Origin of the sequence: Ancylobacter sp. G4_0304 (genome assembly GCF_047501495.1) — a bacterium.
GTDB lineage: Bacteria > Pseudomonadota > Alphaproteobacteria > Rhizobiales > Xanthobacteraceae > Ancylobacter.
Genome location: NZ_JAZDRM010000039.1, coordinates 1 through 25,065, shown reverse-complemented (window position 1 = coordinate 25,065; position 25,065 = coordinate 1). Strand labels below are relative to the sequence as shown.

The window sequence follows — 25,065 nt, the reverse complement described above, 5'->3', positions numbered from 1 at the left end:
GCCGCTCGGGCCTTCTATCGCTTGGAAACGACACAATGCTGAGCACTTCCCCCATCGTTCCCGTGATTCTTGCCGGAGGCAGCGGTACGCGGCTTTGGCCGGTCTCGCGGGACAGCCTGCCCAAGCAGTTCCAGCCGCTGGCCGGCGAACGCACCATGTATCAGGACACGCTGGCCCGGGTTTCGGACCCCTCGCTGTTCACCGCGCCGATCGTGCTGACTCATGAGGATTTCCGCTTCTTCGCCCGCCGGCAGGCCAGCGATATCGGGATCGAGGCCAAGGTGGTGCTGGAGCCGGCGCGACGAGATTCCGGCCCGGCTCTGCTCGCCGCCGCCATGGTCGCCCAGCGCCTCGCCGGTGAGAACTGCCTCGTGCTGGCGCTGGCCGCCGATCACGTCGTGCTCGACAACGACCTGTTCCTCGACGCCTGCCGCACCGCTGCGGCCGGCGCGAGCGACGGCAATATCGTGACCTTCGGCATCACGCCGACCGAGCCCTCCACGGCTTATGGCTATATCCGCTCCGGCGCGGCGCTGGAGGCGGCGGGCGTGAAGGCGGTGGCGAGCTTCGTGGAGAAGCCGGACGCCGCCACAGCCGAGCGCTATATCGCGGACGGCTATCTGTGGAACTCCGGCAACTTCATGTTCCCGGCCTCGCTGCTCATCGAGGAAGCCACGAGCTTCGAGCCGGCGATCGTCGAGGCGGTGCGGGAATCGGTAGCGAATGCCACCGACGATCTCGGTTTCCTGCGCCTCGAACCCAAGGCTTTCGCCAACTCCCCCGCCAAGTCGATCGATTTCGCGGTGATGGAGCGCACCAAGCGCGCCGCCGTGGTCGAGGGCCGGTTCCGCTGGTCGGACATTGGGAGCTGGGACGCGCTGCGCGCCCTCTCCAAGGGCGACGCCGCCGGCAATGTCGTGCACGGCCCGGTGACGCTGCTGGATTCGCACAACAACTTCATTCACTCCGAGGGCCCGCTGGTCGCGGCCGTCGGCCTCGACAATGTGGCCGTCGTGGCGACCGAGGATGCTGTGCTGGTGATGCCCGCCAACCGCGCGCAGGACGTCAAGCCGCTGGTCGCCAAGCTCAAGGGCGAGCAGCGCAACGCCGCCAGCGAGCATGTGAGGGCGCACCGTCCCTGGGGCACCTACCAGACCATCTGCCGCGGCGAGCGCTTCCATGTGAAGAAGATCGTGGTCGAGCCCGGCGGGCGGCTCTCGCTCCAGAAGCACTATCACCGCGCCGAGCACTGGATCGTGGTGAAGGGTACCGCCGAGGTCACGCTCGACGGCAAGGTGTTCGAGGTCCGCGAGAACGAATCGACCTATCTGCCGCTCGGCGGCGTGCACCGCCTCGCCAATCCCGGGAAGATCCCGCTGGAGCTGATCGAGGTGCAGACCGGCTCCTATCTCGGCGAGGACGACATCGTGCGCCTTGAGGACGTCTATAACCGCAGCTGACCCGGCCGGGCCGGAACCGGCATCAGAGACCCGAGGCCCCGGATGTCGCGTCCGGGGCCTCGTCGCATAGAGACTCCATGACGGCGCCACGACAGCCCTGGCCGGGTCTCCATTGCATCCCGCGCCATTGCCGCTTATGTCACCCCTGCCGAAGCACCCGCTGCCTTCCCGCGCCGGAAGATGGCGGCGGGCCAGCCAGGAGTATCTGCCTTGGGCCTCGCCCGCTCGGAAAACCCCGCGATCCCCTCGCTCGCCGACATCCGCGCCAGCGCGCGCCGCACCCTCTCCGTCGAAGCACGCGGGCTTGCCGCGCTCGGCGAAGCGATCGAGGGCGAGCTCGGCGAGGCGCTCGACGCCGCGATCGGGCTGGTCGAGCAGGCCAAGGGGCGCGTGATCGTCACCGGCTTGGGCAAGAGCGGGCATATCGGCCGCAAGATCGCCGCCACGCTGGCCTCGACCGGCACCCCGGCCCTGTTCCTTCACGCGGCGGAAGCCAGCCATGGCGATCTCGGCATGGTGACGCAGGACGACACGCTCCTGGCGATCTCCTGGTCCGGCGAGACGTCCGAGCTCGGCGACATCGTGCATTATGCCGGGCGTTTCGGCGTGCCGCTGATCGCTCTCACCTCCAATGCCGAGAGCACGCTGGGCCGCGCCGCCGACATCGCGCTGGTTCTGCCGCGCGTCGAGGAAGCCTGTCCGAACGGGCTGGCACCCACCACCTCCACCCTGCTGCAGCTTGCGCTCGGCGACGCGCTGGCGGTGGCACTGCTGGAGCGGCGCGGCTTCTCGGCTTCTGATTTCCGCGTGTTCCACCCCGGCGGCAAGCTGGGCGCCCGGTTGCTCAAGGTCGCCGACCTGATGCATCAGGACACCGAAATGCCGCTGGTGCGGCTCGGCACCGCCATGAGCGAGGTGCTGATCGAGATCACCGGCAAGCGCTTCGGCTGCTGCGGCGTGGTCGACGACGCCGGCAAGCTGGCTGGCATCGTCACCGATGGCGACCTTCGTCGCCATATGAGCGGCGAATTGCTGGTCACGCCGGTCGAGAGGGTCATGACCTCCTCCCCCTTCGTGGTCGATCCGTTCGAGATGGCGAGCGTCGCCCTCGGGCAGATGAACCGCCGCCCGGTGCCCATCACCGTGGTCTTCGCCGTCGAGGAAGGCCGGCCGGTCGGCATCTTGCATATCCACGACATTCTGCGCGCCGGCGTTGTCTGATCCCGCGCCCTTCGAGGAACAGCCCATGAGTGCCGTCAAGGCCAATTCCGTCGTGAGCGCCGGGTCCGTCCGCTTCGGCAACGACCTGCCGCTGGCGCTGATCGCCGGCCCCTGCCAGATGGAAAGCCGCGAGCACGCGCTGGAATGCGCCGCCGCGATCAAGGAAATCGCCGGTCGCCGCGGCATCGGCGTGGTGTTCAAGGCCTCGTTCGACAAGGCCAACCGCACCTCGATCCATGGGGCGCGCGGCATGGGGCTCGACGCCGCGCTTCCGGTGTTCGCCGAGATTCGCGAGCGCTACGGCCTGCCGACGCTGACCGACGTGCACGAGATCGACCAATGCGCCGCCGCCGCCGAGGCGGTGGACGTGCTGCAGATTCCCGCCTTCCTGTGCCGGCAGACCGACCTGCTGATCGCCGCCGCGCAGACCGGGCGCGTGGTCAACGTCAAGAAGGGCCAGTTCCTCGCCCCGTGGGACATGACCAACGTGGTCGCCAAGCTGACCGACAGCGGCAATCCGAACGTGATGGTGACCGAGCGCGGCGCCTCCTTCGGCTACAACACGCTGGTCACCGACATGCGTTCGCTGCCGATCATGGCGGAAGGCACTGGCGCGCCGGTGATCTTCGACGCCACCCATTCGGTGCAGCAGCCCGGCGGCAAGGGCACCTCCTCCGGCGGGCAGCGCGAATTCGTGCCGGTGCTGGCGCGGGCGGCGGTGGCCGTAGGCGTCGCCGGCGTGTTCATCGAGACCCATCCCGACCCGGACCACGCCCCCTCCGACGGGCCGAACATGGTGCCGCTGAACCAGTTCGAGGCGCTGGTCGAGCAGCTTCAGGCCTTCGATCGCGTCGCCAAGGGCCTTACGGCGCGATGACGGAGGTCAGCCCGCCCGCCCGGCTGCGCCCACTCCTGCTCGAACTGATCGAGAGCGCCTCGCGCATCGGCGCGGCCGCCTGCCTGATCGCGCTTCCCCTGCTCTCGCTGCTGCCCGCCGGCACGATCGAGCGCACCGGATTCGGCAAGGATCTGGAGCATTTCGCCGCCTATGCCGGCACCGGCGTGCTGCTGACGCTGGGCATCGCTTCGCGGCGGCTGCGGATCAGCGCCAGCCTCCTGCTGATGACGCTGGCCGCCAGCCTTGAGATCGCCCAGAGCTTCACCCTGACCCGCAGCGCGGAGTTCGAGCAGTTCGCCTCGGGGGTGATGGGCGCGGCGGTCGGCCTCGTCATCGGCTCGCTCGGCCGGCGCCTGCTGGCGGGGCGCCGCCTGTGGGCCGGCTTCTCACGTTAGGGCGAACATGACGAGGCCCCGGCCGCAATGGCGGTCCGGGGCGCATCAAGGGCGGCCGTTCAGTCTCACAGGCTCTGATTATAGGCGCCGACTTCGGGGTGGGTGCGCAGCACGCCGTCCACCAGCCTGAACATGTCGTACATGCGCTCCTTGGAGACCGGGCTCTCCACCACCACCACCAGCTCGGGCTTGTTGGAGGAGGCGCGCACCAGCCCCCAGGAGCCGTCTGCCGCCGTGACGCGCACGCCGTTGACGGTCACGAGGTCGCGGATCGCCTGTCCGTCGATCTTGTCGCCGCGCAGCAGCATGCCCTCGAAGTGCTTCACCACGGCGTCGACAACGCCGTACTTCTTCTCGTCCGGGCAGTGCGGCGACATGGTGGGCGAGGACCAGGTCTTGGGCAGCGCGTCCTTGAGCTCGGAGAGCTTCCTGCCGGGGTTGCGGTCGAGCATATCCAGAATGGCGATGGCCGAGACGAGGCCGTCATCGTAGCCGCGCCCGATCGGCTTGTTGAAGAAGTAGTGGCCGGATTTCTCGAAGCCGACCAGCGCGCCGCTCTCGTTCACCCGGCGCTTCATGTAGGAATGGCCGGTCTTCCAGTAATCGGCCTTGGCGCCGTTGGCGATCAGGACGGGATCGGTGACGAACAGCCCGGTCGACTTCACGTCGACCACGAAGGTCGAGCCGGGATAGAGCGCGGAGAGGTCGCGGGCGAGCATCACGCCCACCTTGTCGGCGAAGATTTCTTCGCCATGGTCATCCACCACGCCGCAGCGATCGCCGTCGCCATCGAAACCGAGGCCGACATCCGCGCCCGATTCCAGCACCGCATCGCGCATGGCGTGCAGCATTTCCATGTCTTCGGGGTTCGGATTGTATTTGGGGAAGGAGTGGTCGAGCTCGGTGTCGAGCGGCACCACCTCGACGCCCAGCGCTTCCAGAATGCGCGGCGCGAAGGCGCCCGCCGTGCCGTTGCCGCAGGCGACCACGGCCTTGATCGGGTGCTTGAGCTTCGGCCGGTCGGTGAGGTCCTTGATGTAGGTTTCCGGGAAATTCTCGACGTAATTGTACGCACCGCCCGGCCGCTGCACGCCCGCGCCGGAAAGCACGATCTCCTTGAGGCGGCTCATCTCGTCAGGGCCGAAGGTCATGGGGCGGTTCACGCCCATCTTCACCCCGGTCCAGCCATTGTCGTTATGCGAGGCGGTGACCATGGCGACGCAGGGGATGTCCAGCGCGAACTGCGCGAAATAGGCCATGGGCGAGAGCGCCAGCCCGATATCGTGCACGGTGACGCCGGCGCTCATCAGCCCCAGCGTCAGCGCCTGCTTGATCGACGAGGAGTAGCCGCGGAAATCGTGACCGGTGACGATTTCCGGCCGGATGCCCAGCTCATGGATCAGCGTGCCGAGGCCGAGACCCAGCGCCTGAACGCCCATCAGGTTGATCTCGCTGCCGAACAGCCAGCGCGCGTCATACTCGCGAAAGCCCGTGGGCTTCACCAGCGGCACGGTCTCATAGGCATAGGTATTGGGCTTTAAGGACGCCTTCGGCTGCGGGAGCATCGCAAATCCTGTGACCAGCGGGACAATCATTCGAGTTTCGAAGCACACGCCTTAGGAAAGACGGGCCGGCACGTCAATCTCGGCGCGCTTACGCCCGGAAGGCGGGGCGCAGCTTCCGCGATGCGCGCCACAGCCGCCAGAAGCGCCCGAGCGGCGAGCCAGCGGCAAAAGGCTGGAACGGATCGGTCCGGCGCGAGAGCCGGTCGAGGTCGCCCGGCACCAGCGCCAGCGGCAGGAAGGCCGGCAGGTTGGCGACGTCGACGCCCCCCAGCGCCGCCAGCGCCAACTCGTAATGCTTGCGCGCCAGCACGCCGAGATCGCCGAGCGCGGCCCGCAGCGCCGGACTCGTCCGACCCGACACCGCGTCCTCGCGCGAGAGGCCATGGGCTTTCAGAATATCGAGCGGAACGTAGCATTGCCCGCGCCGGGAGTGATGGGGAAATGCCCGCAACAGCCCGGTCACCGCATAGGCGACCCCAGCATGGCCCGCCGCTTCCGCCGAGGCCCGGTCCGCCGTCCCGCTCAGCACCAGCGTGGCGAGGCGGATCAGCGCCGAGGAGGTCTCCCCGGCATAGCCTTCCAGATCGTTCACGCTCGGCATGGCGTCGTCATAGAGGTCGAAGACGCGCGCATCGAGCAGGGCGAAGAAGGCGTCGCGCGGCAGGCTGTAGGCCTCGATCGCATCGAGCAGCGCCGCCGCGACCGGGTTCGCCCGCACATCGCCCCGCGCGCCGCCGATCAGCGCTTCGCTCCACCATTGCAGGCGCACCTCTCCAGCCAGCGGGTTGGTGATCGCCTCGCGTACCCGCGACACCTCGACATTGAAAGCGTGCAGCGCGAACAGAGCCGGCCGGCGGTCGGCCGGGGCGTAGAGGTCGCTGACATATCGATCGCGGTCGAGCCCGCGCACCAGCGCTGCGCAATGATCAGTGTCGGTCTGGCTCATCGGCTCGTTCCGGGCGCGGCGGTCACGGCAGCGCCAGCAGCGCGGCAGCGACGGCACGGCCCTCGTCCAGCAGCACGTTATAGGTCGAGGCGGCCGCCCGCGTGGGCATCGCATCGACCCCGATCCCGACGTCGCGCAAACGCCAGCGCAGCGCCTCCGGTACTGGCCACGGCTCCACGCCGGTGCCGATGATCAGCATCTCGATCGCCCCGGCCTGCCGGAACACCTCGGCGAGCGCGGCGGCGTCGATCTGCGCCACGCTCGCCGGCGCCCACGCATGGATACCGGACGGCAGCGCGAGGATGGATCCGGAAGAGGCCATCCCGGCAAAGTGGAAGAAGCCCTTCCCGTAGCCTTCCACGGGCACCTGGCGCGGCAGATGTGCGTCGGGTGTCGCCATGGTTCTCCCTTAGCCCGCCGGGCGCCCTGCCCGGGCGTCGCGCTTGGCCTCGGCCTCCTCCTTCTCCGCCAGTGCGCGGGTGGAGACGCCGAGATAGATCAGCAGCGGCGAGGCGATGAAGATCGAGGTGTAAGTGCCGACCAGCACCACGCCGAACATCATCGTGACCGAGAAGGAATGGATCGCCCGCCCGCCGAACAGCACCAGAGCCAGCAGCGCCAGCGTGACGGTGACGTGGGTGATCACCGAGCGCGAGAGCGTCGAATTGATCGAGTGATTGAGCAATTCGTCGGTCGGCATCTTCTTGTAGCGCCGCAGCATCTCGCGGATGCGGTCATAGATGACGATCGTGTCGTTCAGCGAATAGCCGAGAATGGTCAGCAGCGCGGCGACGCTGGTCAGATCGAAATCGATCTGGAAGATCGCCATGAAGCCGATGGTGAGCACGATGTCGTGGAAGTTCGCGATCGAGGCGCCGAGCGCAAACTGCCATTCGAAGCGGAACCACAGGTAGATCAGGATGCAGAACACGGCGAGCATCAGGCCGACGATGCCGTAGCTCAACAGTTCCTGCGAGACGCGCGGCCCCACCACCTCGACGCGGCGATACTCGACCTGATCGCCGAGCGCCGCCCGCACCTTGCCGACAACGGCCTGCTGGGCGCTCTCGCCGCCGGGCTGCTGGGCGACGCGGATGAGCACCTCGCCGTCGCTGCCGATCTCCTGGATCTGCACCTCGCCGAGTTCGAGCGTCTCCAGCTTCGAGCGCACCTCGCCGATGTTCAGCGTCTGGTTCGGGTAGCGCACTTCCAGCAGCGTGCCGCCCTTGAAGTCGATACCGAAATTCAGGCCGAGCGTGAAGAACGCCACCAGCGCCACGATCGACAGCAGCGCCGAGATCGGGAAACTGATGCGCCGGAAGCGGATGAAGTCGAAATTGGTATCGTCCGGGACGATGCGAAGCAGACGCATGGAAGCTCTCGCCTTTCTCAGATCGGCACGCGCTGGGGACGCTTCCAGCGCACCCAGAGCGCCACCATCAGGCGGGTCAGCGTGAAGGCGGTGAACACCGTGGTGATGATGCCGATGCCGAAGGTGATGGCGAAGCCGCGCACCGGACCCGAGCCGATATAGAACAGCACCGCCGCCGCGATGAAGGTGGTGATGTTCGAATCGAGGATGGTGGCCAGGGCGCGGGTGAAGCCGGCATCGATTGCCGATATCGCGGAGCGCCCGGCGCGCGCTTCCTCGCGGATGCGCTCATAGATCAGCACGTTGGAATCGACCGCGATGCCCACGGTGAGCACCACGCCCGCAATGCCCGGCAGGGTCAGCGTCGCGCCCAGCATGGCGAGCGCGCCGAAGATCATGCCGACGTTCACCGCCACGGCGATCACCGCGATCACGCCGAACAGGCCATAGGTCGCGATCATGAAGGCGGCAACCAGCGCCGCGCCGACGATCGAGGCAATGATGCCCGAACGGATCGAATCCGCGCCGAGGCCGGGGCCGACCGTCCGCTCTTCCACCACCTGCAGCGGCACCGGCAGCGCGCCGGCGCGCAGCAGGATGGCGAGGTCGTTGGCCTGCTGGACAGTGAAGTTGCCGCTGATCTGGCCGGAACCACCGGTGATCGGCTCGCGGATCACCGGGGCGGAAATCACCTGGTTGTCGAGCACGATGGCGAAGGGACGGCCGACATTCTGCTGCGTCGCCTCGGCGAAGCGGCGCGCGCCATTGGCGTTGAAGCGGAAGGTGACGACCGGCTCGCGGGTATTGGGATCAAAGCTCGGCTGCGCGTCGGTCAGGTCCTGGCCCTGAACCAGAGCCCGCTGCTCGATCACATAGGGAACCGGCGGCTGGTCCTGCGAGTACAGAATATCCGTGCCGGCCGGCGGACGGGTCTGCAGCGCCTGCTGCGGATTGACCGACATGTCGACGAGGCGGAAGGAGAGCTGCGCGGTCTGGCCAAGCAGCGCCTTGAGGCGCGCCGGATCCTGAAGACCGGGCACCTGCACCTGGATGCGGTCCGAGCCCTGGCGCTGGATCGAGGGCTCGGTGGTGCCGAGCTGGTCGATACGCTTGCGCACGATCTCGATCGACTGCGACACCGCCTGGATAGTGCGGGCCTGGATGCCGGTCGCGGTCGGGGTAAGGCTGATCACGTCGCCGTTGCGCGTGACGTCGGTGTCGAGCTGGCCGCTGGAGGCCATCACGCCGCCGATCGGCTGGGCGAGCGTGCGAAGCTGGGTGAAGGCCGCTTCCGCGTCCTGGCCCTCGCGAATGCGGACCTGCACCGAATCGCCCTGGATATTCAGGCCGCTATAGCCGACGCGGGCGTCGCGCAGCACGCGGCGCGCGTCGTCGCGGAGCTGTTCGAGCCGCGCCTTGCGCACCTCGGCCTGTTCAACCTGAAGGACGATGTAGGAACCGCCCTGCAGATCGAGGCCCAGCACGATCTTGCGGTGGAGGAAGCCCGGCAGGCTGTCATAGGCGGCCGGCGACAACAGGCTCGGCACGATCATCAGGCACATGACCGCGGAGAACACCACGGTCGCCAGCGCCTTCCATTTGGAAAAGTAGAGCATGTCGTTCTTTCCGGGCGCTCACCCGAAGCAGGCGTCAGCCGGAGGGACGCCCGAATGGACGCCCCCACTGGGCGCCTCAGTCGGCGCTGTCTTCCTTGGCGGGCTCGCCCTTGGCGCGCACGTCGGAAATCATGCCGCGGAGCTGGCGGATCTTCACGCCCTCGGACACCTGCAGCTCGATCTCGCTGTCGTCGATCACGCGCGCAACCTTGCCGATCAGGCCGCCCGAGGTGACGACGGTATCGCCGCGGCGAATGCCCTTCACCAGCTCCTGGTGCGCCTTCACCTTCTTCTGCTGCGGACGCAGAATGAGGAAATACATGATGACGAAGATCAGCACGAAGGGCAGCAGCGACATCAGCATGTCGGTGCCGCCGGCGGCACCGGCCTGCGCATAAGCGGGCGTGATGAACATGTGGGTTCCTTGAGTCCGTCGAAATTAGGCGGGCGGAAGGCCCGGCGAAACGGCGCGGACTATACTGACGCGCCTGCCGATTGCAAACGCCCTCCGCACCCGTGCCGGTCACGGTTGTGAAAACCCCTCGCCCGCCCCGAAATCCCCGCACTCTCCCGCCTTGCCGCCCTCCTCGCCTGTGGGTATGTCCGGTCCGGCAAGGAGCCCGACCATGACCCACACACCGCACAATCTCGGCGCCGTCCTCACCCGCATCGCGGAGGCGCTTGAACGCCTCGCCCCCGCCCGCACGGAGCAGGCCGATGTCACCGCCGCCGACGCCTTCATCTGGCAGGCGGACGAGCGCCGGCTGGAGCCGGTGCCGCGCGTCTCCAAGGTCGACATGGAGCTGCTGCGCGGCATCGACCGCACGCGCGACCTGCTGGTCGACAACACGATGCGCTTCGCCCGCGGTCTGCCCGCCAACAACGCGCTGCTGTGGGGCGCGCGGGGCATGGGCAAGAGCTCTCTGGTCAAGGCCTCCCACGCCTCGGTGAACGAGGAGATGGCGAAGGACGGCAAGCTGCCGATCAAGCTGGTCGAGATTCACCGCGAGGACATCGAGACCCTGCCGGCGCTGATGGCGCTGATGCGCGGCTCGCCGTTCCGATTCGTGGTGTTCTGCGACGACCTGTCCTTCGATGCCGACGATACCTCCTATAAGTCGCTCAAGGCGGTGCTGGAGGGCGGTATCGAGGGCCGGCCGGACAATGTGATCTTCTACGCCACCTCGAACCGCCGCCACATCCTCGCGCGCGAGATGGTGGAGAACGAGCGCTCGACCGCGATCAACCCCGGAGAGGCGGTGGAGGAGAAGGTCTCGCTCTCCGACCGCTTCGGCCTGTGGCTCGGCTTCCACAAATGCAGCCAGGACGACTATCTGGCGATGGTGGAGGGCTATGTCGCCCATTTCCACATCCCAATCGAACCGGACGAGCTTCGCCGCGAGGCGCTGGAATGGTCGACCACGCGCGGCGCCCGCTCCGGCCGCACGGCGTGGCAGTATGTTCAGGACCTCGCCGGCCGCCTCGGCGTACCGCTCGCTGCGTCCTAAGCGTCAAACGCGAAAAGGGGAGAGACGGCATCGGCCCTCTCTCCCCTTTTTCTGTCAGAAAGATCGGCGGTGCGATCAGAGCCCGGCGAGGTGCTGGGACGGATCGACCGGCTGCGAGCCCTTGCGGATTTCGAAGTGCACCTGCGGCGAGGTCACCGAGCCGGTCTGGCCGGCCTTGGCGATCACCTGGCCGCGCTTGACGGTGTCGCCCTTCTTCACGTCGAGCGTGCTGTTGTGGGCATAGGCGGTCACCCAGCCATCGGCATGCTTGATCAGGACGAGGTTGCCGTAGCCCTTGAGTTCGCTGCCGGCATAGGCGACCACGCCGTCCTCGGCGGCCTTCACCGCCGTACCTTCCGGCACCGAGACGTTGATGCCCTCGTTCTGCTGGCCGCCCGGCTTGGGGCCGAAGCCCGAAATCACGCGCCCGCGCACCGGCCAGCGGAACTGCACCCCGCTGTCGGTACGCACGTCATCGGCGGATTGCGCGGGCTTCACGGCGGCGATTGTCTGCGCCTTGGGTTCGGCCAGGGCGGCGGGAGCGGCGCCCGCCACGGCCTGCGTCGCCGCGGTGGTGACGGCCGGCGTCGCCGCAGCGACAACGGGCTTGGCGGCGGCCGGAACGGCCGCAACGACCGCCTGCGTCGCCTTCGGAGTCGCGGCGGCGACGGCCGTAGTGGCTGCACCCGGAATGTTCAGCTTCTGGCCGATGCGCACAGAGGCGTTCGGGTCGAGCCCGTTGGCGGCGGCGAGCTCGGCGCGCGAGACGCCATACTGGCGGGACAGCGAGGAGAGCGTCTGGCCGCTGGTGACGACATGGGCGCCCGCGGCCGCGCTCGCCGTGCGGAGCTGCGTATTGGTCTGGTTGACGGTGTTCTGCACCGCGTTGCGCGCCGGCTGGGCGGCCGCGGAAAGCTGCGCCGGGGCGCCGGCGACGGCCTGCTGCGCGGCGGCGACCGGCTGGCTGCCATAGAGCGCCTGCTGCGTCTGGGCCGGCACATGAGCGGCATAGTTCGGCGAGATATAGGGCGTCGTGGCGCCGACAGGGGCGGAAGCGACCGGAGCAGCGGCCTGCGGCGCACCATAGCCGGCGGGCGCGGCCGAGGCGCCGTACGGGCCGGGATAGGCGCTTGCCACCTGCTGCGGGGCCGGAGCATTGATCGGGCCGCCCTGAACAGCGCCGGTGGGGGCGCTCGCGACCGAACCGGTATAGGTTGGGGCGCCCTGGCTGGCGAAGGGGCTGGCATTGGGATTGCTGAAACGTGAGACATCCGAGCTGCACGCGGCCGCCGATCCCCCGAGAAGGGCGACGATCGACAGACGCATGAACGACTGGGACCCCGACGTCGACAGGAAGCTACGCATCGCACACACCCGAACGCTAAACACCCGTGAATTAAAGCCGCGTATAGGTAAACGTCGGCTTAAATCCGCCACGCAAAAGCACGCAGCACGGCAATTTCGCGGCAAGGTATTGAAGTGCCGGGCCTTAAAGCACCGAGGCGACGCCGGCCAGCAAGGGCACGAAGCGCACCGGGGCGAGGTCGCGGCGCGTGAGGCCGGACGGGCCGGGCGCGAAGCGGGTCAGCATCTGCGTTTCGTCCGGCGGCCCAACGGGCGCGATCAGCACGCCGTCAGGGGCGAGCTGGGCGAGCAGCGCGGGCGGAACCTCGCGCACCGCCGCGCTGATCACGATCCGGTCATAGGGCGCGCGCGTAGGATGGCCGAGCCGGCCGTCGCCATGCACCACCTCGACATTGGCAAGGCCGATCTGGCGCAGACGCACCGCGCTGGCATGGACGAGGGTGCGGTAGCGCTCGACCGTGACGACATGGCGGGCGATCGAGCCGAGAATGGCGGCGTAGTAGCCGCTGCCGGTGCCGATCTCCAGCACGCTGTGGGCCGGCGTCAGGTCCAGCGACTCGGTGGCGAGCGCCAGCACCGAGGGCTGGCTGATCGACTGGCCGCAATCGATCGGCAGCGCTTGGTCGGCCCAGGCCAGCGGGCGGAACGGCGGTTCGATGAAGCGCTCGCGCGGCACCTGCTCGAAGGCGCGCATCACCAGCCGGTCGCGTATGCCGCGCTTGCGCAGCGACAGCAGCAGCTCGGCCCGCTCGACCGCCTCGTCCTTCGCCGCCGCCACACTCACCCCCTGCCCCGTTCAGCGCGCGAAGCGCCGGGCGAGCTGCGTCATCATCGGCTCGTCGGTCATGTCGAGGCGCAGTGGCGTCACCGAGATGCGGCCTTCATCCAGCGCGTGGAGATCCGAGCCGTTCACGGTCTCGAAGATGCGCTTCTCGAAAGCGATCCAGTAATAGGGATTGCCGCGCCCGTCGGCGCGCGGCTCGATGCGGATCAGGTCCTGATCGCGACGGCCTTGCGCGGTGATCGCCACGCCCTTCACCTGGTCGATGGGCCGGTTCGGGAAGTTCACATTGAGCACGATGCCGGGCGGGATGCCCTCGTCCAGCAGTTCGCGCACCACGCCGGGGCCGAAATGCTCGGCCACCGTATAGGGCGGCGCGCTGCGGGTCTCGAAGCCATAGGCCTGCGACAGCGCGATGGAGGGAATGCCGAGCACCGTGCCTTCCATGGCGCCGGCCACCGTGCCGGAATAGCCGACATCCTCGGCCACGTTCTGCCCGCGATTGACGCCGGAGAGCACGAGGTCGGGCCTGGCGTCCTTCATGATGTGGCGCACCGCCATGATCACGCAGTCGGTCGGCGTGCCCCTCACCGCGAAGCGCTTCTCCGCGACTTGGCGCAGGCGCAGCGGATCCGACAGCGAGAGCGAATGCGAGACGCCGGACTGGTCGGTTTCCGGCGCCACCACCCACACATCGTCCGACAGCGCGCGGGCGATGTTCGCGCAGGCGTCCAGCCCCGGCGCGTGGATGCCGTCATCATTGGTGACCAGAATGCGCATGCCCGCCGTCCATTCGTTTTGACGTCATCCCGGCGGACGGAAGCCGCAGAGCCGGGATCGCTCTCCAATGTTTCCGCGATCCCGGATAGCCCCCTATGGCGCTTCCGGGATGACGGCTTTGATCACGCCTCGATCGTCTTCAGCCCGCCCATATAGGGCACCAGCACGTCCGGCACCGTCACCGAGCCGTCGGCATTCTGGTAGGTCTCCAGCACCGCGACCATGGCGCGGCCGACCGCGACGCCCGAGCCGTTCAGCGTGTGCAGGAAACGGGGAGCCTTGGCACCCGACGGGCGGTAGCGCGCATTCATGCGGCGCGCCTGGAAATCGGTGCAGGTCGAGACCGAGGAAATTTCGCGGAACGCGTTCTGCCCCGGCAGCCACACTTCGATGTCATAGGTCTTGCCCGAGGCAAAGCCCATGTCGCCCGTGCACAGCGTCATCACACGGTGCGGCAGGTCGAGCTTCTTCAGCACGTTCTGCGCGCAGTCGAGCATGCGCTCCTGCTCGGCCGGCGAATTCTCTGGGGTGCAGATGGTGACCATCTCCACCTTGTTGAACTGGTGCTGGCGGATCATGCCGCGCGTATCCCGCCCCGCCGACCCCGCCTCGGCCCGGAAGCACGGGGTGAGCGCGGTGAGGCGCAGCGGTAGTTCCTCCTCGGAGAGGATGGCGTTGGCGACGAGGTTGGTCAGCGGCACTTCGGCGGTGGGGATGAGCCAGAGGTGACCAACATTTTGCTCGATGTCATCGCCGATAGAGTGCACGCGGCGCCGCCAATTATCATCCTCATCGCCTCCAGTACGGACGCGCCCTGCCAAGCGCTTTTGATCGTCCACATGGAAGGTAAAGTCGCTATCAAACGCCTCGATAACCTTACGGGTCACATTTGCAGGCGACGCGGCATCCCCCGTCGCCAAGAACTGATCATCCCGGAACTTCGGCAGTTGCGCGGTGCCGAACATCGCCTCGTCCTTCACCAGAACCGGCGGGGCGACCTCGGTCAGGCCGTGTTCCTCGACATGGGTGTTGAGGAAGAATTGGCCGATAGCGCGCTCAAGCCGCGCCAGCTTGTTCTTCAGCACCACGAAGCGGGCGCCGGAGAGCTTGGCCGCGGCCTCGAAATCCATCTGGCCAAGGGCCTCGCCGATCTCGAAATGCTGCTTGGGCGCAAAGCCATAGCTGCGCGGCTCACTGTACCGCCGGGCCGGCACTTCGACATTGTCGTGCTCGTCGGCGCCAAGCGGCACCTCGGGCAGCGGAACATTGGGGATCGCGGCGAGCTTGTCGCGCAGCTCGTCCTCGGCCTTCTTCACCGTCGCTTCCAGCTCGGGAATGTCGGTCTTGAGCTTGCCGACCTCGGCCATCAGCACCTCGGCCAGCGAGTTGTCGCCGGCCTTCTTGGCGGCGCCGATCTCCTTGGAGGCGGCGTTGCGGCGGGCCTGCAGCTCTTCCAGCTTCACGATGCCGGCGCGGCGCGTCTCGTCCAGCGAGAGCAACGATTCCACCAGCGACCGCGCCTCGGATTCCGGCGTGCCGCGCCGTACCAATGCGTCAACGAGACCCTGCGGTTCCTCGCGGATCCATTTGATGTCGTGCATGGAAGTCCGTCCTTGAAAGACCTGCCGTTAAGCCCTCAGGCGGCGGGGCTTTCATCCCCGGCCTGTTCCGCCGCCGCGCGCTTCTTCTCGACCATGCGCACGAGGTAGACCGAGACCTCATAGAGGAGCAGGGTCGGGATCGCCAGAGCGAACTGGCTCACCACGTCCGGCGGGGTGAGCACCGCAGCCGCGATGAACACGCCGACAATGGCGTAGCGCCGGAATTTCCTGAGCTGCGCCGAGCCCACCACCCCGACCTGCGCCAGCAGGGTGAGGATCACCGGAAGCTGGAAGCACAGGCCGAAGGCGAGGATCAGCGTCATGATCAGCGACAGATATTCGCTGACCTGCGGCAGCATCGAGATTTCCGCCGCGCCGGGCCCGGCAAGCTGCTGCATCGACAGGAAGTAGGTCATCGCCAGTGGCATGGCGACGAAATAGACGAAGGCCGCGCCAATGAGGAAGCACACCGGCGTCGCCACCAGATAGGGCGCGAAGGCGCCGCGCTCATGCTTGTAGAGCCCCGGCGCGACGAACATGTAGACCTGCGTCGCCACCACCGGGAACGAGATGAACGCCGCGCCGAACATGCCGAGCTTGATCTGCGTGAACAGGAATTCCTGCGGCGCGGTGTAGATCAGCTTCACATGCTCAGTGCCGCCCGCCGCGAACTCATAGGGCCAGAGCAGGATGTTGTAGATGTACTTGCCCAGCATGAAGCAGGCGAAGAACGCGATGAAAAACGCGATCAGCGACTTGATCAGCCGCGTGCGCAGCTCGATCAGATGCTCGATCAGCGGCGCCTTGGAGGCGTCGATATCATCCTGGCTCATGCCGCCGGGCCCTCATCATTGCTGCCCGGCGCCTTGACGCGCGGCTTGCGCCGGGGCTTGGCGGGCGTTTCGGGGGCGGCGCCGTCCAGCGCGGCGACCGCTTCCGTCACCTCGGGCTCGACGGGGGAAACCTTGGGCGCGCGCACGCGCTTCGGCTTGGAGGCGGGCGTAGGGGCCGCATCCCCGCCGGCGGCCGGCTCCGTGGCCTTGCGCACCCGCTTGGGCTTCTCAGCCGGAGCAGGCGCCGCAGCCGGCGCGGCGGCAACGGTGGGCGCGGGCGTCGCCGGGATTGCGGGCGGCATGCTGGACGGGGTGCCAAGCTTGGCGGCGGCGTTGCGCACCTCGTCCTCGATGGTCTCGAAGGCGTTGCTCTCCAGCTCGGTCGGCTCGGGCAACTGCGCCTGCACCGGGTCGGCGGACGGCAGGTCCGCGCGCTCGACCCCGGTGGTCGCCGCCTTCAGCTCGCTCTCGATGTCGAGCAGCGGGTTGGAGGGCAGCGCGCCGGAGATGCTGTTCTTCGTGTCGTCCACGAAGCTGCTGACAGTGCCCCGCGCGTCGTCGGCGAAGCCGGTCAGGTCCTTCTTGAGGTCGGCGAGGTCGGCCTCGCGCAGCGCCTCCTGGAACTGCCCCTGAAATTCGCCGGCCATACGGCGCAGCTTTCCCACGGACTTGCCGACGGTGCGCAGCACGCCCGGCAATTCCTTCGGGCCGATCACGACAAGCGCGACGACGCCGATCACCAAGAACTCGGACCAGCCGATATCCAACATGAGTCACGCCGAGGCCGCGTCAGCACGGCCCCTCTCCGATCCGATAGGGTCCCGATGCACGGGAATCAGCCGACCTTGGTGCGCTCGGCGTCGACGCTGGCCTGATGGTCGAGCGAGCGGACCGGCTCCGCCGGCTTCGCGGGCGGGGCCTCGTCGTCGGCCATGCCCTTCTTGAACGCCTTGATGCCCTTGGCGGCATCGCCCATCAGCTCCGACAGCTTGCCGCGACCGAAGAGGAGCAGAACGACCACCAGCACGATGATCCAATGCCAGATGCTCAGTGAACCCATAGTCAAAACTCCCTCATAGGCACGCGGCCGGCCCCTCGCGACGGCGCGCCTCAATTCAGAACGGACACTAGGGCCCGGTTGCGGCGAAGACAAGAACCTCTGCCGGATCTATGTGCACACCCACGTTATGCCCACAGGCTAGGCCCGCGCGGGCGCGGCGCCGCACCACCAGCGGATGGTCCAGCCCCTGCGCCGCCACCTCATAGAAATCCAGCTCTCCGAGGAATTTGTGGGCGATGACCCGTCCCGGCACGCCCGATCCCAGCGCCCGCAGATCGACACCCTGCGGACGAATGGCCGCAACCGCATCCGCTCCCTCCACCAGCCCCGGCGCGGCGAAGCTGCCGAGCGCCGTTTCGATGCGCCCACCGGAGACGCGGCCACCCACCTCATTGATCTCGCAGAAGAATCGCGCGACCTCCAGATCGACCGGCGCGCGGTAGAGCTGCTCGGGCGTCCCGGCCTGTACCAGCTGGCCGCGCCGCATCAGCGCGATGCGATCGCCTAGGCGCATCGCCTCCTCGGGATCGTGGGTCACGATGATGCAGGTGGCGCCCGCCTCACGCAGCACGTTCAGCGTCTCGGCGCGCACCGCCCCGCGCAGCCGGCTGTCGAGGCCGGAGAACGGCTCATCCATCAGGAGAATGCCAGGACGCGGCACCAGCGCCCGCGCCAGCGCCACGCGCTGCTGCTCGCCGCCGGAAAGTGCGTGGGGAAAGGCGTCGGCATAGCGCTCCAGCCGCATGCGGCGCAGCGCGAGCCGCGCTTGCTCAAGCCCCTCGGCACGGGTCAGGCGGCGCAGGCCGAAGGCGACATTCTCCAGATTGGTCAAATGCGGGAACAGCGCATAGTCCTGGAACACCAGCCCGATATTGCGCTGCTCCGGCGGCACGAAGCTATCCGGCCCGGCCACCACCATGCGGTCCAGCAGAATACGGCCCGCGCTCGGCCGCTCGATGCCGGCGATCAGGCGCAGCAGCGTGGTCTTGCCGCAGCCCGAGGCGCCGAGCAGGCACAGGATTTCGCCCGGCTCGACCGTGAGCGAGATGCCGCGCACCGCTTCCTTCTCGCCATAGTGATGACGAACCTCATCGATCACCAGCCGGCTGGCCATGGAGACCGGCGTGCGCGCCAGCATTTCCTGCATGATCGACCCTTCCGCTCGCCTTGACCGCCGCGTCACGGGTTTCGGCTCGCAGCGGCGTGCCGTCAAGTCCCGGCGTCGGGCGGCCCGTCCTCCTCCTCGCCCTCGGGCTCCGGGGCGAAGGAGAGGTCGAATTCCGGCTCCAGCGGGTCTTCGTCGTCCTGAAGCCCGGCATCGTCGCTCGGCAACGGCACGATGAGCCCGGCCGAGACGCGGGAATCGATGAAGCCGGTGCCGCGCAGCTCATCCAGCCCCGGCAGGTCGCGGATCGCCTCCAGCCCGAAATGCACCAGAAAGGTCTCGGTGGTGCCGTAGGTCACGGGCCGACCCGGACTGCGGCGGCGCCCGCGCATGCGGATCCAGCCGGACTCCAGCAGCACGTCAAGCGTTCCCTTATTGGTGGAGACGCCGCGTATCTCCTCGATCTCCGCCCGCGTCGCCGGCTGGTGATAGGCGATGATCGCCAGCGTCTCCAGCGCGGCGCGGGAGAGCCGGCGCGGCTCCGGCTTGTCGCGGGCCAGCAGGAAGCCGAGGTCGGGGGCGGTACGCAGCATCCACTTGCCGGCGACGCGCACGAGGTTCACACCGCGCGGGGCATATTCCGACGACAGGCGCGACAGCAGCGCCGGTAGGTCCGCGCCCTCCGGCAGGCGGGAAGCCATCACATCCTCGCCGAGCGGCTCGCCGGCGGCGAACAGCATCGCCTCCAGCAGGCGCAGCGCCAGCGGACGCTCGCCGACCATGGCGATCTCCGGCTCCTCGTCGTCAGGAAGCGGCGCGCGCGCCGCTTCCGCGCTCACGCGCCCTCCCCCGCCGGCCCGGACGCCTTGCCAGACCGCGCGCGTATCCAGATCGGTGCGAAGGCATCCTCCTGCTGCACGTCGATCAGTCCTTCGCGCACCATTTCCAGCGTGGCGGAGAAGCCTGAGGCGAGCGCGGTGGCGCGCATCTTCGGATCGGCGATCCAGTTGAGCAGGAAGCCGTCGAGCCGTGCCCACTCGCCGGCAAAAGCCAGCCGTCCGATCAACCGCTCCAGCCGCTCGCGTGCATCCGCCAGCGAGATGACATTGCGCGGGGCGAAGCGCACCTGCGAGAGCGCGTTCTTCTGGCGCTGCGCGCCATAGGCGGCGAGCAGGTCGTAGAGATTGGCCTCGTAGACATGACCGACCGGGCGGTCGAGCCGTTCCGGCGCGCCGCGCAGGAACACCTGATGGCCCACACGGTCGCGGGTGGCCAGATGCGCGGCGGCGGAGCGGATGCGCTCCAGCCGGCGCAGTCTTTCGGCCAGATCGGCCGCCAGATCGGCGCCGCTTGGGCCGTCTTCCTTCGGCGGATCGGGCAGCAGCAGGCGGGACTTCAGGAAAGCGAGCCAGGCCGCCATCACCAGATAGTCGGCGGCGAGTTCCAGGCGGATGCGCCGGGCCTCGTCAACGAAGCGCAGATACTGCTCGGCGAGTTCGAGGATCGAGATGCGGTGGAGATCTACCTTCTGGGTGCGCGCCAGCGCCAGCAGCAGGTCGAGCGGCCCTTCAAAGCCGTCGACGTCGACCACGAGCGCGCCCTCGCCGGGCTCGCGCGCGTCATCGGCCTCGAACGCAAAACGGCTTTGTTCCATCTCGACCGGCGGCTGGTGTTCAGGATGCCGCGATCATATCCGAAAAATGCGCGCGCGCCTCAATTTGCTCGATTCGCGCCGGCGGCTGGAGCCGGGAAAGCGCGGCGGCGCAGCGCCGGGCCGCTTCACCCGCCAGCACGGGCGTGCGCGAGGCGACCTCGGCCATCTCGTCGAGCTTGCCGTTGCAGTGCAGGGCAAGGTCGCAGCCGGCCGCGAACGAGGCTTCCGCCCGCGAGGCCAGCGAGCCGGCGAGCGCGCCCATGGAGAGGTCGTCGCTCATCAGCGCGCCGTCGAAGCCGATGTGGCCGCGAATGATCTCAGTGATGACGCGCGCTGAAGTGGTGGCCGGGCGCTCGGGGTCGATGGCGGTGTAGACCACATGGGCCGTCATGCCGAGCGGCAGATCGTTGAGCAGCCGGAACGCCTCGAAATCGGTCGACTCCAGCTCGGCCCGCGAGGTCTCGACCACCGGCAGGCTCTCATGGCTGTCGGCGCGCGCGCGGCCATGGCCGGGTATGTGCTTGAGCACCGGCAGCACGCCCCCGCTCACCAGCCCCTCCGCCGCCGCGCGGGCGAGCCTCGCCACCGCTTTCGGCGTGGAGCCATAGGCGCGGTCGCCGATGATGCCATGGCCTTCGGGCAGGCGCAGGTCGGCGCAGGGCACGCAGTCGACGGTGATGCCGAGTTCGGCAAGGTCCCGTGCCATCAGCCGCGCGCCCAGACGCGCCGCCTCGGCCGCGCGCGCCGCATCGCCCGCTTCCGCCATACCGGAAAACACTGCCGCTGGGGGATAGACCGGCCAATGCGGCGGACCGAGCCGCTGCACGCGCCCGCCCTCCTGATCGATCAGCACCGGCGCGTCGGGGCGGCCGACCACGGCGCGGAACGTCTCGACCAGAGCGCGCACCTGCGCCGGGCTCTCGACATTGCGGCGGAACAGGATGAGGCCCCAGGGCGCGGCCTCGCGGAAGAACGTCTCTTCCTCAGGCGCGAGCACGGTGCCGGCGCACCCCGAGATGAAGGCGCGCGGCGCGGGAAATGCGGTCATGACGATATGCCGTGTCTGGAGCGGTGGCCGGAAGGCCGCCGGCTCAGTTACGCTGAACCATGCAGTCCCCGCCCTGCGCACGCAGGGCCTGGCACAGCGCGTTGGCATCCTCGCGATTGGCGAAGGAGCCGACCTGCGCACGGTAGTAGACGCCACGGTCGCCGAGATCGGCGCGACGGACCGCCATCTGCTGGCCGCCGAGCACGTTCGGATACTTGGACTGCCAGGCGCGCCAGGTCGCCTGCGCCTCGGCCTCGGAGCGCACGGAGGCGATCTGGACCACATAGGCACCGGCCGGCGCCGGAGTGGCGCTGGGGGCCGGCGCGGCGGCGGTCTGGGTCGGCGCACGCGGCGCGGCGGCCGGCACGTTGTCGACGATCGAGGGCGTCGCCGCGAGCGGGGTCGGGCTGGTGTTGATCGGGGCGGCGGTGCCCGAGCTCAGCGCGATCGGTGCGTTGGTGGTCGGCTGCGCGGTCGGGGCGACGGTGGCGGGGGCGCCCGGCACCGGGGTCGGCGAGGCGTCCTCGACGATCGAGCCGTCGGCGCGCACGGTGAGGGTACGCACGCGCTTGGGCTCGGTGGAATTCGGCTGCACCGGGGTCGGGGAGGCACCGGTCGCGGGCTGGATCACGCGCGGCTGCTGCGGCTGGGCGGCCTGCGAGACATCGACCGGCTGCTCCTCGCTCGACACCACGCGCTCATTGCCGGTCGGCGTGTTGCCGCCCACACGATCATAGATCAGCTTCTGGCCGTCAGTGGACGTCTCGGTGGAGGGCTCGGGAACCACCTTGTTCGGCCCCTGGTCGGCGCGGATCACCGGCGGCTGGCCACCCGAGGCCACCGGCCCGGAATCCGAGGAGCGGAAAGCATAGACGCCGGCGGCGCCGATAACCGCGAGACCGATCACGGTACCGATCACCGCGAGACGGCGGCTGCTGCGCGGCGTGGTGTCCTCGGCCTCTTCCGGCTCGTAGCGCTCGTCGAAGCCTTCCTGTCCATCGGCGCCATAACCGGCATCCTCGACGGCGGAACGGCCGTAATCATAGGCCTCCTCGTCCAGATCGAGCGGGCGCGGCTCGGCCGGACGGGCGGGTGCCGGGCGGGCGACCATAGGAGCCGGCTCGGGAGCGCGCGGGGCACGGGCTATGGGCGGCTCGGCGGCGAAGGGCTGGCCCAGCGCCTGCGACACCGCATCGACGCCGGCGGAAGCGACGCGGCCACGCTCGACGCCGCGCGACATCGGATCGACCGACGGCGCGCTCAGCCGCGATTCCGTCGGCTGCGGACGCGGCGGCATGTAGGAGCGCGACTCCGGCGCACGGGGTTCGGGCGCACGGGGCTCCGGAGCACGAGGTTCGGGAGCGCGGGGCTCGGAACGGGCAAAGCCGCGATTGAGATCGCGCGCGGCGTCCTCAAGCGAATGCCGCTCGGAGCGCGGCACCGGACGCGGGGTGCCATCGGAATAGACTTCGGCCGCCAGCGCGGCGAAGGAGCCCGGCGCGGCCGGAGCGCGCGGCGCGGGAGCCGAAGAGCGCGGCGCGGCGGGATACGGCGGGGCGGCAGGTCGCGACGGGGCCGCCGGGCGGGGCGGCGGCGCACCAAGCGAGGGCTCGCGCCGCACGGGAGCGGCCGGGCGCGGCGCCGAGCGGGCCAGCGCGGCGAACTCGTCATCCTGACCCATCAGGCGGGCCAGTTCGGCAAGCGGGTCCTCGGCGGCATGCCGTTCCTCGGCGGAACGCTGGCCAAAGGCGTCGTCCTGCCGGTAACGCGTCGTCTCGTTGCCCATGTCTCGAACCTGCTCGCTGCGTCGCGTGACTTAAACCACCCCGTTGGGGACCTGATGGCAGCGGGCCGCACGAAAGGCTGCGTGCCGCGCTTACCGCATTTCTTCGGGAGCACCGACTCCGAGGACGCCAAGGCCTGAAGCGATGATCAGCGCAACGGCATGAACGAGAGCCAGCCGCGCATAAGTCGACTTTCGATCATCTTCGATAATGAAGCGTAAATGAGGCAAGTCTTTTCCGCGATTCCACTGTCCATGCAGGGCGCTGGCAAGATCGTAGAGGTAGAACGCCAGACGGTGCGGCTCGCGTGCCGTTGCGGCCTGCTCGACGATTCGCGGATAGTTCGCGATGAGACGCGCGAGACCGATCTCGCCTTCATCGGTCAGCAGGGAAAGATCGGCGCCCGCGAAGGCGGATGCTTCGCCGGGCAGGTCGGGATAGGCGAGCTTCGCGTTGCGCAGGATCGAGGCCGCCCGCGCATGGGCGTACTGGACATAGAACACCGGGTTGTCGCGGGTCTGCTCGATCACCTTGGCGAGGTCGAAGTCGAGCACCGCATCGTTCTTGCGGTTCAGCATCATGAAGCGCACCGCGTCGCGGCCGACTTCATCCACCACATCACGTAACGTCACGAAGTCACCGGCGCGCTTCGACATCTTCACCGGCTCGCCATTGCGCAAGAGGCGCACGAGCTGGCACAGCTCGACATCGAGGCTGCCCGCGCCATCGGTCGCGGCCTTCACCGCCGCCTGCATGCGCTTGACATAGCCGCCATGGTCGGCGCCCCAGACGTCGATCATGCGGGTGAAGCCGCGGTCGAACTTGTCCTTGTGATAGGCGATGTCGGCAGCGAAATAAGTATAGGCGCCGTCGGACTTCATCAGCGGACGGTCGACGTCATCCCCGAACTGGGTGGCCCGAAACAGGGTCTGCTCGCGGTCCTCCCAATCCTCGACCGGCTGGCCCTTGGGCGGCTGGAGGCGGCCCTCATAGACCAGATCGCGGGCGCGCAGCGTCGCCAGCATGCCGTCGATGATGCTGGGCTGGCCATCCTTGCGGGCGTGCAGCGTGCGCTCGGAGAAGAACACGTCGTGATGGATGTCGAGCGTGGCGAGGTCCTGCCGGATCATCGCCATCATGGCATCGATGGCGGCGTCCTTGACCAGCGGCAGCCATTCCGCCTCGTCCTTGCCGAGCAGCGTGTTGCCATACTTGACCACCAGCGCCTTGCCGACGGGCACCAGATAATCGCCCGGATACAGGCCCTCGGGGATGGTGATCGCCTCGCCCAGCGCTTCGCGGTAGCGCAGATAGGCCGAGCGGGCGAGCACGTCGACCTGCGCACCGGCGTCGTTGATGTAATATTCGCGGGTGACGTCGAAACCGGCGAAGGCCAGCAGGTTTGCCAGCGCGTCGCCGAACACCGCGCCGCGGCAATGGCCGACATGCATCGGGCCGGTGGGGTTGGCCGAGACATATTCGACATTCATCTTCACCCCGGCGCCGAGGTCGGAGCGGCCGAAATCGCGCCCGCCCTCAAGCGCGGCGGCGAGCACGCGCGGCCACCAGGTCGGGGCCAGCGCGATGTTGATGAAGCCCGGCCCGGCGATGTCGACGCGCGCCACATCGGGAAGCGCCGAAAGCTTCGCCGCCAGCTGCTCCGCAAGGTCGCGCGGCTTCATCCCGGCGTCCTTGGCGAGCACCATGGCGGCGTTGGTCGCCAGATCGCCATGGCTGGCATCGCGCGGGGGCTCGACCACGACGCGCGCGGCGTCGAGGCCGGCGGGCAGCGCGCCCTCGCGAGCGAGGTCATCCAGCGCGGCGCGGACATGATCGGCGAAAAGGGCGAACAGGTTCATCTGAAACGGCTCCCGGCACGGCTGGCCCACAGGTTCCGAAGGGCCGCTGCCGCTACCGCAGTTCGCCGCGCAAGTCAAAGAAAGGGCGGTGTTGATTTCCGCGAAGAACTGACCCTGGATTTCCACTGAGAATTGACCCGGGCTGATGGTGGTCGGCGGTCAGGTGGCGGTCAAGTTTCGTGGCTTCTCCCTGGTGGGTTTGGGTGGCTTTGCC

At 68.4% G+C, this 25,065-nt stretch carries 24 protein-coding genes; 5 read left to right on the top strand and 19 right to left on the bottom strand.

Features of this window, described 5'->3' with window-relative positions; genetic code table 11:
* The first annotated feature begins 35 nt into the window (after positions 1-35).
* The 4 genes from VRZ77_RS18540 (at position 36) to VRZ77_RS18525 (ending at position 3,974) form a co-directional block, all read left to right on the top strand.
* Positions 36-1,460, top strand: coding sequence for a mannose-1-phosphate guanylyltransferase/mannose-6-phosphate isomerase (locus VRZ77_RS18540; RefSeq protein WP_414594066.1), 1,425 nt, complete (start codon positions 36-38; stop codon positions 1,458-1,460).
* A gap of 180 nt (positions 1,461-1,640) precedes the next feature.
* Positions 1,641-2,681 (top strand): KpsF/GutQ family sugar-phosphate isomerase, encoded by a 1,041-nt coding sequence (locus tag VRZ77_RS18535; protein WP_414594065.1) that lies wholly within the window; start codon positions 1,641-1,643, stop codon positions 2,679-2,681.
* 25 nt (positions 2,682-2,706) lie between these two features.
* On the top strand, positions 2,707-3,558 hold the full coding sequence (gene kdsA / locus VRZ77_RS18530; RefSeq protein ID WP_414594064.1) for a 3-deoxy-8-phosphooctulonate synthase: 852 nt from the start codon (positions 2,707-2,709) through the stop codon (positions 3,556-3,558).
* A complete protein-coding gene (locus VRZ77_RS18525; protein WP_414594063.1) occupies positions 3,555-3,974 on the top strand; it encodes a hypothetical protein in 420 nt (139 codons plus the stop codon). The genes kdsA and VRZ77_RS18525 overlap by 4 nt, the downstream gene beginning before the upstream one ends.
* A 65-nt stretch (positions 3,975-4,039) precedes the next feature.
* On the opposite strand, the gene VRZ77_RS18520 is transcribed toward VRZ77_RS18525, so the two are convergent.
* From VRZ77_RS18520 to yajC, 6 genes are all read right to left on the bottom strand, one after another.
* The gene (locus tag VRZ77_RS18520) at positions 4,040-5,539 is read right to left on the bottom strand and encodes a phosphomannomutase/phosphoglucomutase (RefSeq protein WP_414594062.1); all 1,500 of its coding nucleotides are present in this window, start codon (positions 5,537-5,539) and stop codon (positions 4,040-4,042) included.
* Positions 5,540-5,627: 88 nt separating this feature from the next.
* Positions 5,628-6,485, bottom strand: coding sequence for a phytoene/squalene synthase family protein (locus VRZ77_RS18515; RefSeq protein ID WP_414594061.1), 858 nt, complete (start codon positions 6,483-6,485; stop codon positions 5,628-5,630).
* 22 nt (positions 6,486-6,507) lie between these two features.
* A complete protein-coding gene (locus VRZ77_RS18510) occupies positions 6,508-6,885 on the bottom strand; it encodes an Mth938-like domain-containing protein (RefSeq protein WP_414594060.1) in 378 nt (125 codons plus the stop codon).
* A gap of 9 nt (positions 6,886-6,894) precedes the next feature.
* Complete coding sequence (secF, locus tag VRZ77_RS18505; protein ID WP_414594059.1) at positions 6,895-7,857, bottom strand: protein translocase subunit SecF; 963 nt, start codon at positions 7,855-7,857, stop codon at positions 6,895-6,897.
* Positions 7,858-7,874: 17 nt separating this feature from the next.
* The gene (gene secD, locus VRZ77_RS18500) at positions 7,875-9,473 is read right to left on the bottom strand and encodes a protein translocase subunit SecD (protein WP_414594058.1); all 1,599 of its coding nucleotides are present in this window, start codon (positions 9,471-9,473) and stop codon (positions 7,875-7,877) included.
* Positions 9,474-9,549: 76 nt separating this feature from the next.
* Positions 9,550-9,888 (bottom strand): preprotein translocase subunit YajC, encoded by a 339-nt coding sequence (yajC, locus tag VRZ77_RS18495; protein ID WP_414594057.1) that lies wholly within the window; start codon positions 9,886-9,888, stop codon positions 9,550-9,552.
* A 211-nt stretch (positions 9,889-10,099) separates the two neighbouring features.
* Here yajC and VRZ77_RS18490 point away from each other — a divergent pair, with 211 nt between their 5' ends.
* Complete coding sequence (locus VRZ77_RS18490) at positions 10,100-10,981, top strand: ATP-binding protein (RefSeq protein ID WP_414594056.1); 882 nt, start codon at positions 10,100-10,102, stop codon at positions 10,979-10,981.
* 75 nt (positions 10,982-11,056) lie between these two features.
* Here the strand turns inward: VRZ77_RS18490 and VRZ77_RS18485 are convergent, their stop codons facing one another.
* The 13 genes from VRZ77_RS18485 to argS form a co-directional block, all read right to left on the bottom strand.
* A complete protein-coding gene (locus VRZ77_RS18485; protein WP_414594055.1) occupies positions 11,057-12,346 on the bottom strand; it encodes a peptidoglycan DD-metalloendopeptidase family protein in 1,290 nt (429 codons plus the stop codon).
* 124 nt (positions 12,347-12,470) lie between these two features.
* Positions 12,471-13,124 (bottom strand): protein-L-isoaspartate(D-aspartate) O-methyltransferase, encoded by a 654-nt coding sequence (locus tag VRZ77_RS18480; RefSeq protein WP_414594054.1) that lies wholly within the window; start codon positions 13,122-13,124, stop codon positions 12,471-12,473.
* 18 nt (positions 13,125-13,142) lie between these two features.
* Positions 13,143-13,907, bottom strand: coding sequence for a 5'/3'-nucleotidase SurE (gene surE, locus VRZ77_RS18475; RefSeq protein ID WP_414594053.1), 765 nt, complete (start codon positions 13,905-13,907; stop codon positions 13,143-13,145).
* Positions 13,908-14,029: 122 nt separating this feature from the next.
* The gene (gene serS / locus VRZ77_RS18470; protein WP_414594052.1) at positions 14,030-15,508 is read right to left on the bottom strand and encodes a serine--tRNA ligase; all 1,479 of its coding nucleotides are present in this window, start codon (positions 15,506-15,508) and stop codon (positions 14,030-14,032) included.
* Positions 15,509-15,543: 35 nt separating this feature from the next.
* Entirely contained in the window at positions 15,544-16,341 is a 798-nt protein-coding gene (tatC, locus tag VRZ77_RS18465) for a twin-arginine translocase subunit TatC (RefSeq protein WP_414594051.1), read from the bottom strand.
* On the bottom strand, positions 16,338-17,111 hold the full coding sequence (gene tatB, locus VRZ77_RS18460; protein ID WP_414594050.1) for a Sec-independent protein translocase protein TatB: 774 nt from the start codon (positions 17,109-17,111) through the stop codon (positions 16,338-16,340). The genes tatC and tatB overlap by 4 nt, the downstream gene beginning before the upstream one ends.
* Positions 17,112-17,176: 65 nt before the next feature.
* Complete coding sequence (locus VRZ77_RS18455; protein ID WP_414594049.1) at positions 17,177-17,401, bottom strand: twin-arginine translocase TatA/TatE family subunit; 225 nt, start codon at positions 17,399-17,401, stop codon at positions 17,177-17,179.
* A 67-nt stretch (positions 17,402-17,468) separates the two neighbouring features.
* Positions 17,469-18,548 carry an ABC transporter ATP-binding protein gene (locus VRZ77_RS18450; RefSeq protein ID WP_414594048.1) on the bottom strand — a complete coding sequence of 360 codons (1,080 nt, stop codon included), beginning with the start codon at positions 18,546-18,548 and terminating at the stop codon, positions 17,469-17,471.
* A gap of 62 nt (positions 18,549-18,610) precedes the next feature.
* Complete coding sequence (gene scpB, locus VRZ77_RS18445; protein WP_414594047.1) at positions 18,611-19,345, bottom strand: SMC-Scp complex subunit ScpB; 735 nt, start codon at positions 19,343-19,345, stop codon at positions 18,611-18,613.
* A complete protein-coding gene (locus tag VRZ77_RS18440) occupies positions 19,342-20,160 on the bottom strand; it encodes a segregation and condensation protein A (RefSeq protein ID WP_414594046.1) in 819 nt (272 codons plus the stop codon). The genes scpB and VRZ77_RS18440 overlap by 4 nt, the downstream gene beginning before the upstream one ends.
* A 19-nt stretch (positions 20,161-20,179) precedes the next feature.
* Positions 20,180-21,208 carry a beta-N-acetylhexosaminidase gene (gene nagZ, locus VRZ77_RS18435; protein WP_414594045.1) on the bottom strand — a complete coding sequence of 343 codons (1,029 nt, stop codon included), beginning with the start codon at positions 21,206-21,208 and terminating at the stop codon, positions 20,180-20,182.
* Positions 21,209-21,251: 43 nt separating this feature from the next.
* Positions 21,252-22,994, bottom strand: a complete 1,743-nt coding sequence (locus tag VRZ77_RS18430; protein WP_414594044.1) for an SPOR domain-containing protein — start codon at positions 22,992-22,994, stop codon at positions 21,252-21,254.
* 90 nt (positions 22,995-23,084) lie between these two features.
* Positions 23,085-24,851 carry an arginine--tRNA ligase gene (argS, locus tag VRZ77_RS18425; RefSeq protein WP_414594043.1) on the bottom strand — a complete coding sequence of 589 codons (1,767 nt, stop codon included), beginning with the start codon at positions 24,849-24,851 and terminating at the stop codon, positions 23,085-23,087.
* Between the last annotated feature and the right edge of the window lie 214 nt (positions 24,852-25,065).

Coding starts and splice junctions, on each gene's coding strand:
- VRZ77_RS18540 (WP_414594066.1), top strand. CDS start 36: ATGCTGAGCACTTCCCCCATCGTTCCCGTGATTCTTGCCGGAGGCAGC.
- VRZ77_RS18535 (WP_414594065.1), top strand. CDS start 1,641: ATGGCGGCGGGCCAGCCAGGAGTATCTGCCTTGGGCCTCGCCCGCTCG.
- kdsA (WP_414594064.1), top strand. CDS start 2,707: ATGAGTGCCGTCAAGGCCAATTCCGTCGTGAGCGCCGGGTCCGTCCGC.
- VRZ77_RS18525 (WP_414594063.1), top strand. CDS start 3,555: ATGACGGAGGTCAGCCCGCCCGCCCGGCTGCGCCCACTCCTGCTCGAA.
- VRZ77_RS18520 (WP_414594062.1), bottom strand. CDS start 5,539: ATGCTCCCGCAGCCGAAGGCGTCCTTAAAGCCCAATACCTATGCCTAT.
- VRZ77_RS18515 (WP_414594061.1), bottom strand. CDS start 6,485: ATGAGCCAGACCGACACTGATCATTGCGCAGCGCTGGTGCGCGGGCTC.
- VRZ77_RS18510 (WP_414594060.1), bottom strand. CDS start 6,885: ATGGCGACACCCGACGCACATCTGCCGCGCCAGGTGCCCGTGGAAGGC.
- secF (WP_414594059.1), bottom strand. CDS start 7,857: ATGCGTCTGCTTCGCATCGTCCCGGACGATACCAATTTCGACTTCATC.
- secD (WP_414594058.1), bottom strand. CDS start 9,473: ATGCTCTACTTTTCCAAATGGAAGGCGCTGGCGACCGTGGTGTTCTCC.
- yajC (WP_414594057.1), bottom strand. CDS start 9,888: ATGTTCATCACGCCCGCTTATGCGCAGGCCGGTGCCGCCGGCGGCACC.
- VRZ77_RS18490 (WP_414594056.1), top strand. CDS start 10,100: ATGACCCACACACCGCACAATCTCGGCGCCGTCCTCACCCGCATCGCG.
- VRZ77_RS18485 (WP_414594055.1), bottom strand. CDS start 12,346: ATGCGTAGCTTCCTGTCGACGTCGGGGTCCCAGTCGTTCATGCGTCTG.
- surE (WP_414594053.1), bottom strand. CDS start 13,907: ATGCGCATTCTGGTCACCAATGATGACGGCATCCACGCGCCGGGGCTG.
- serS (WP_414594052.1), bottom strand. CDS start 15,508: ATGCACGACATCAAATGGATCCGCGAGGAACCGCAGGGTCTCGTTGAC.
- tatC (WP_414594051.1), bottom strand. CDS start 16,341: ATGAGCCAGGATGATATCGACGCCTCCAAGGCGCCGCTGATCGAGCAT.
- tatB (WP_414594050.1), bottom strand. CDS start 17,111: ATGTTGGATATCGGCTGGTCCGAGTTCTTGGTGATCGGCGTCGTCGCG.
- VRZ77_RS18455 (WP_414594049.1), bottom strand. CDS start 17,401: ATGGGTTCACTGAGCATCTGGCATTGGATCATCGTGCTGGTGGTCGTT.
- VRZ77_RS18450 (WP_414594048.1), bottom strand. CDS start 18,548: ATGCAGGAAATGCTGGCGCGCACGCCGGTCTCCATGGCCAGCCGGCTG.
- VRZ77_RS18440 (WP_414594046.1), bottom strand. CDS start 20,160: ATGGAACAAAGCCGTTTTGCGTTCGAGGCCGATGACGCGCGCGAGCCC.
- nagZ (WP_414594045.1), bottom strand. CDS start 21,208: ATGACCGCATTTCCCGCGCCGCGCGCCTTCATCTCGGGGTGCGCCGGC.
- VRZ77_RS18430 (WP_414594044.1), bottom strand. CDS start 22,994: ATGGGCAACGAGACGACGCGTTACCGGCAGGACGACGCCTTTGGCCAG.
- argS (WP_414594043.1), bottom strand. CDS start 24,851: ATGAACCTGTTCGCCCTTTTCGCCGATCATGTCCGCGCCGCGCTGGAT.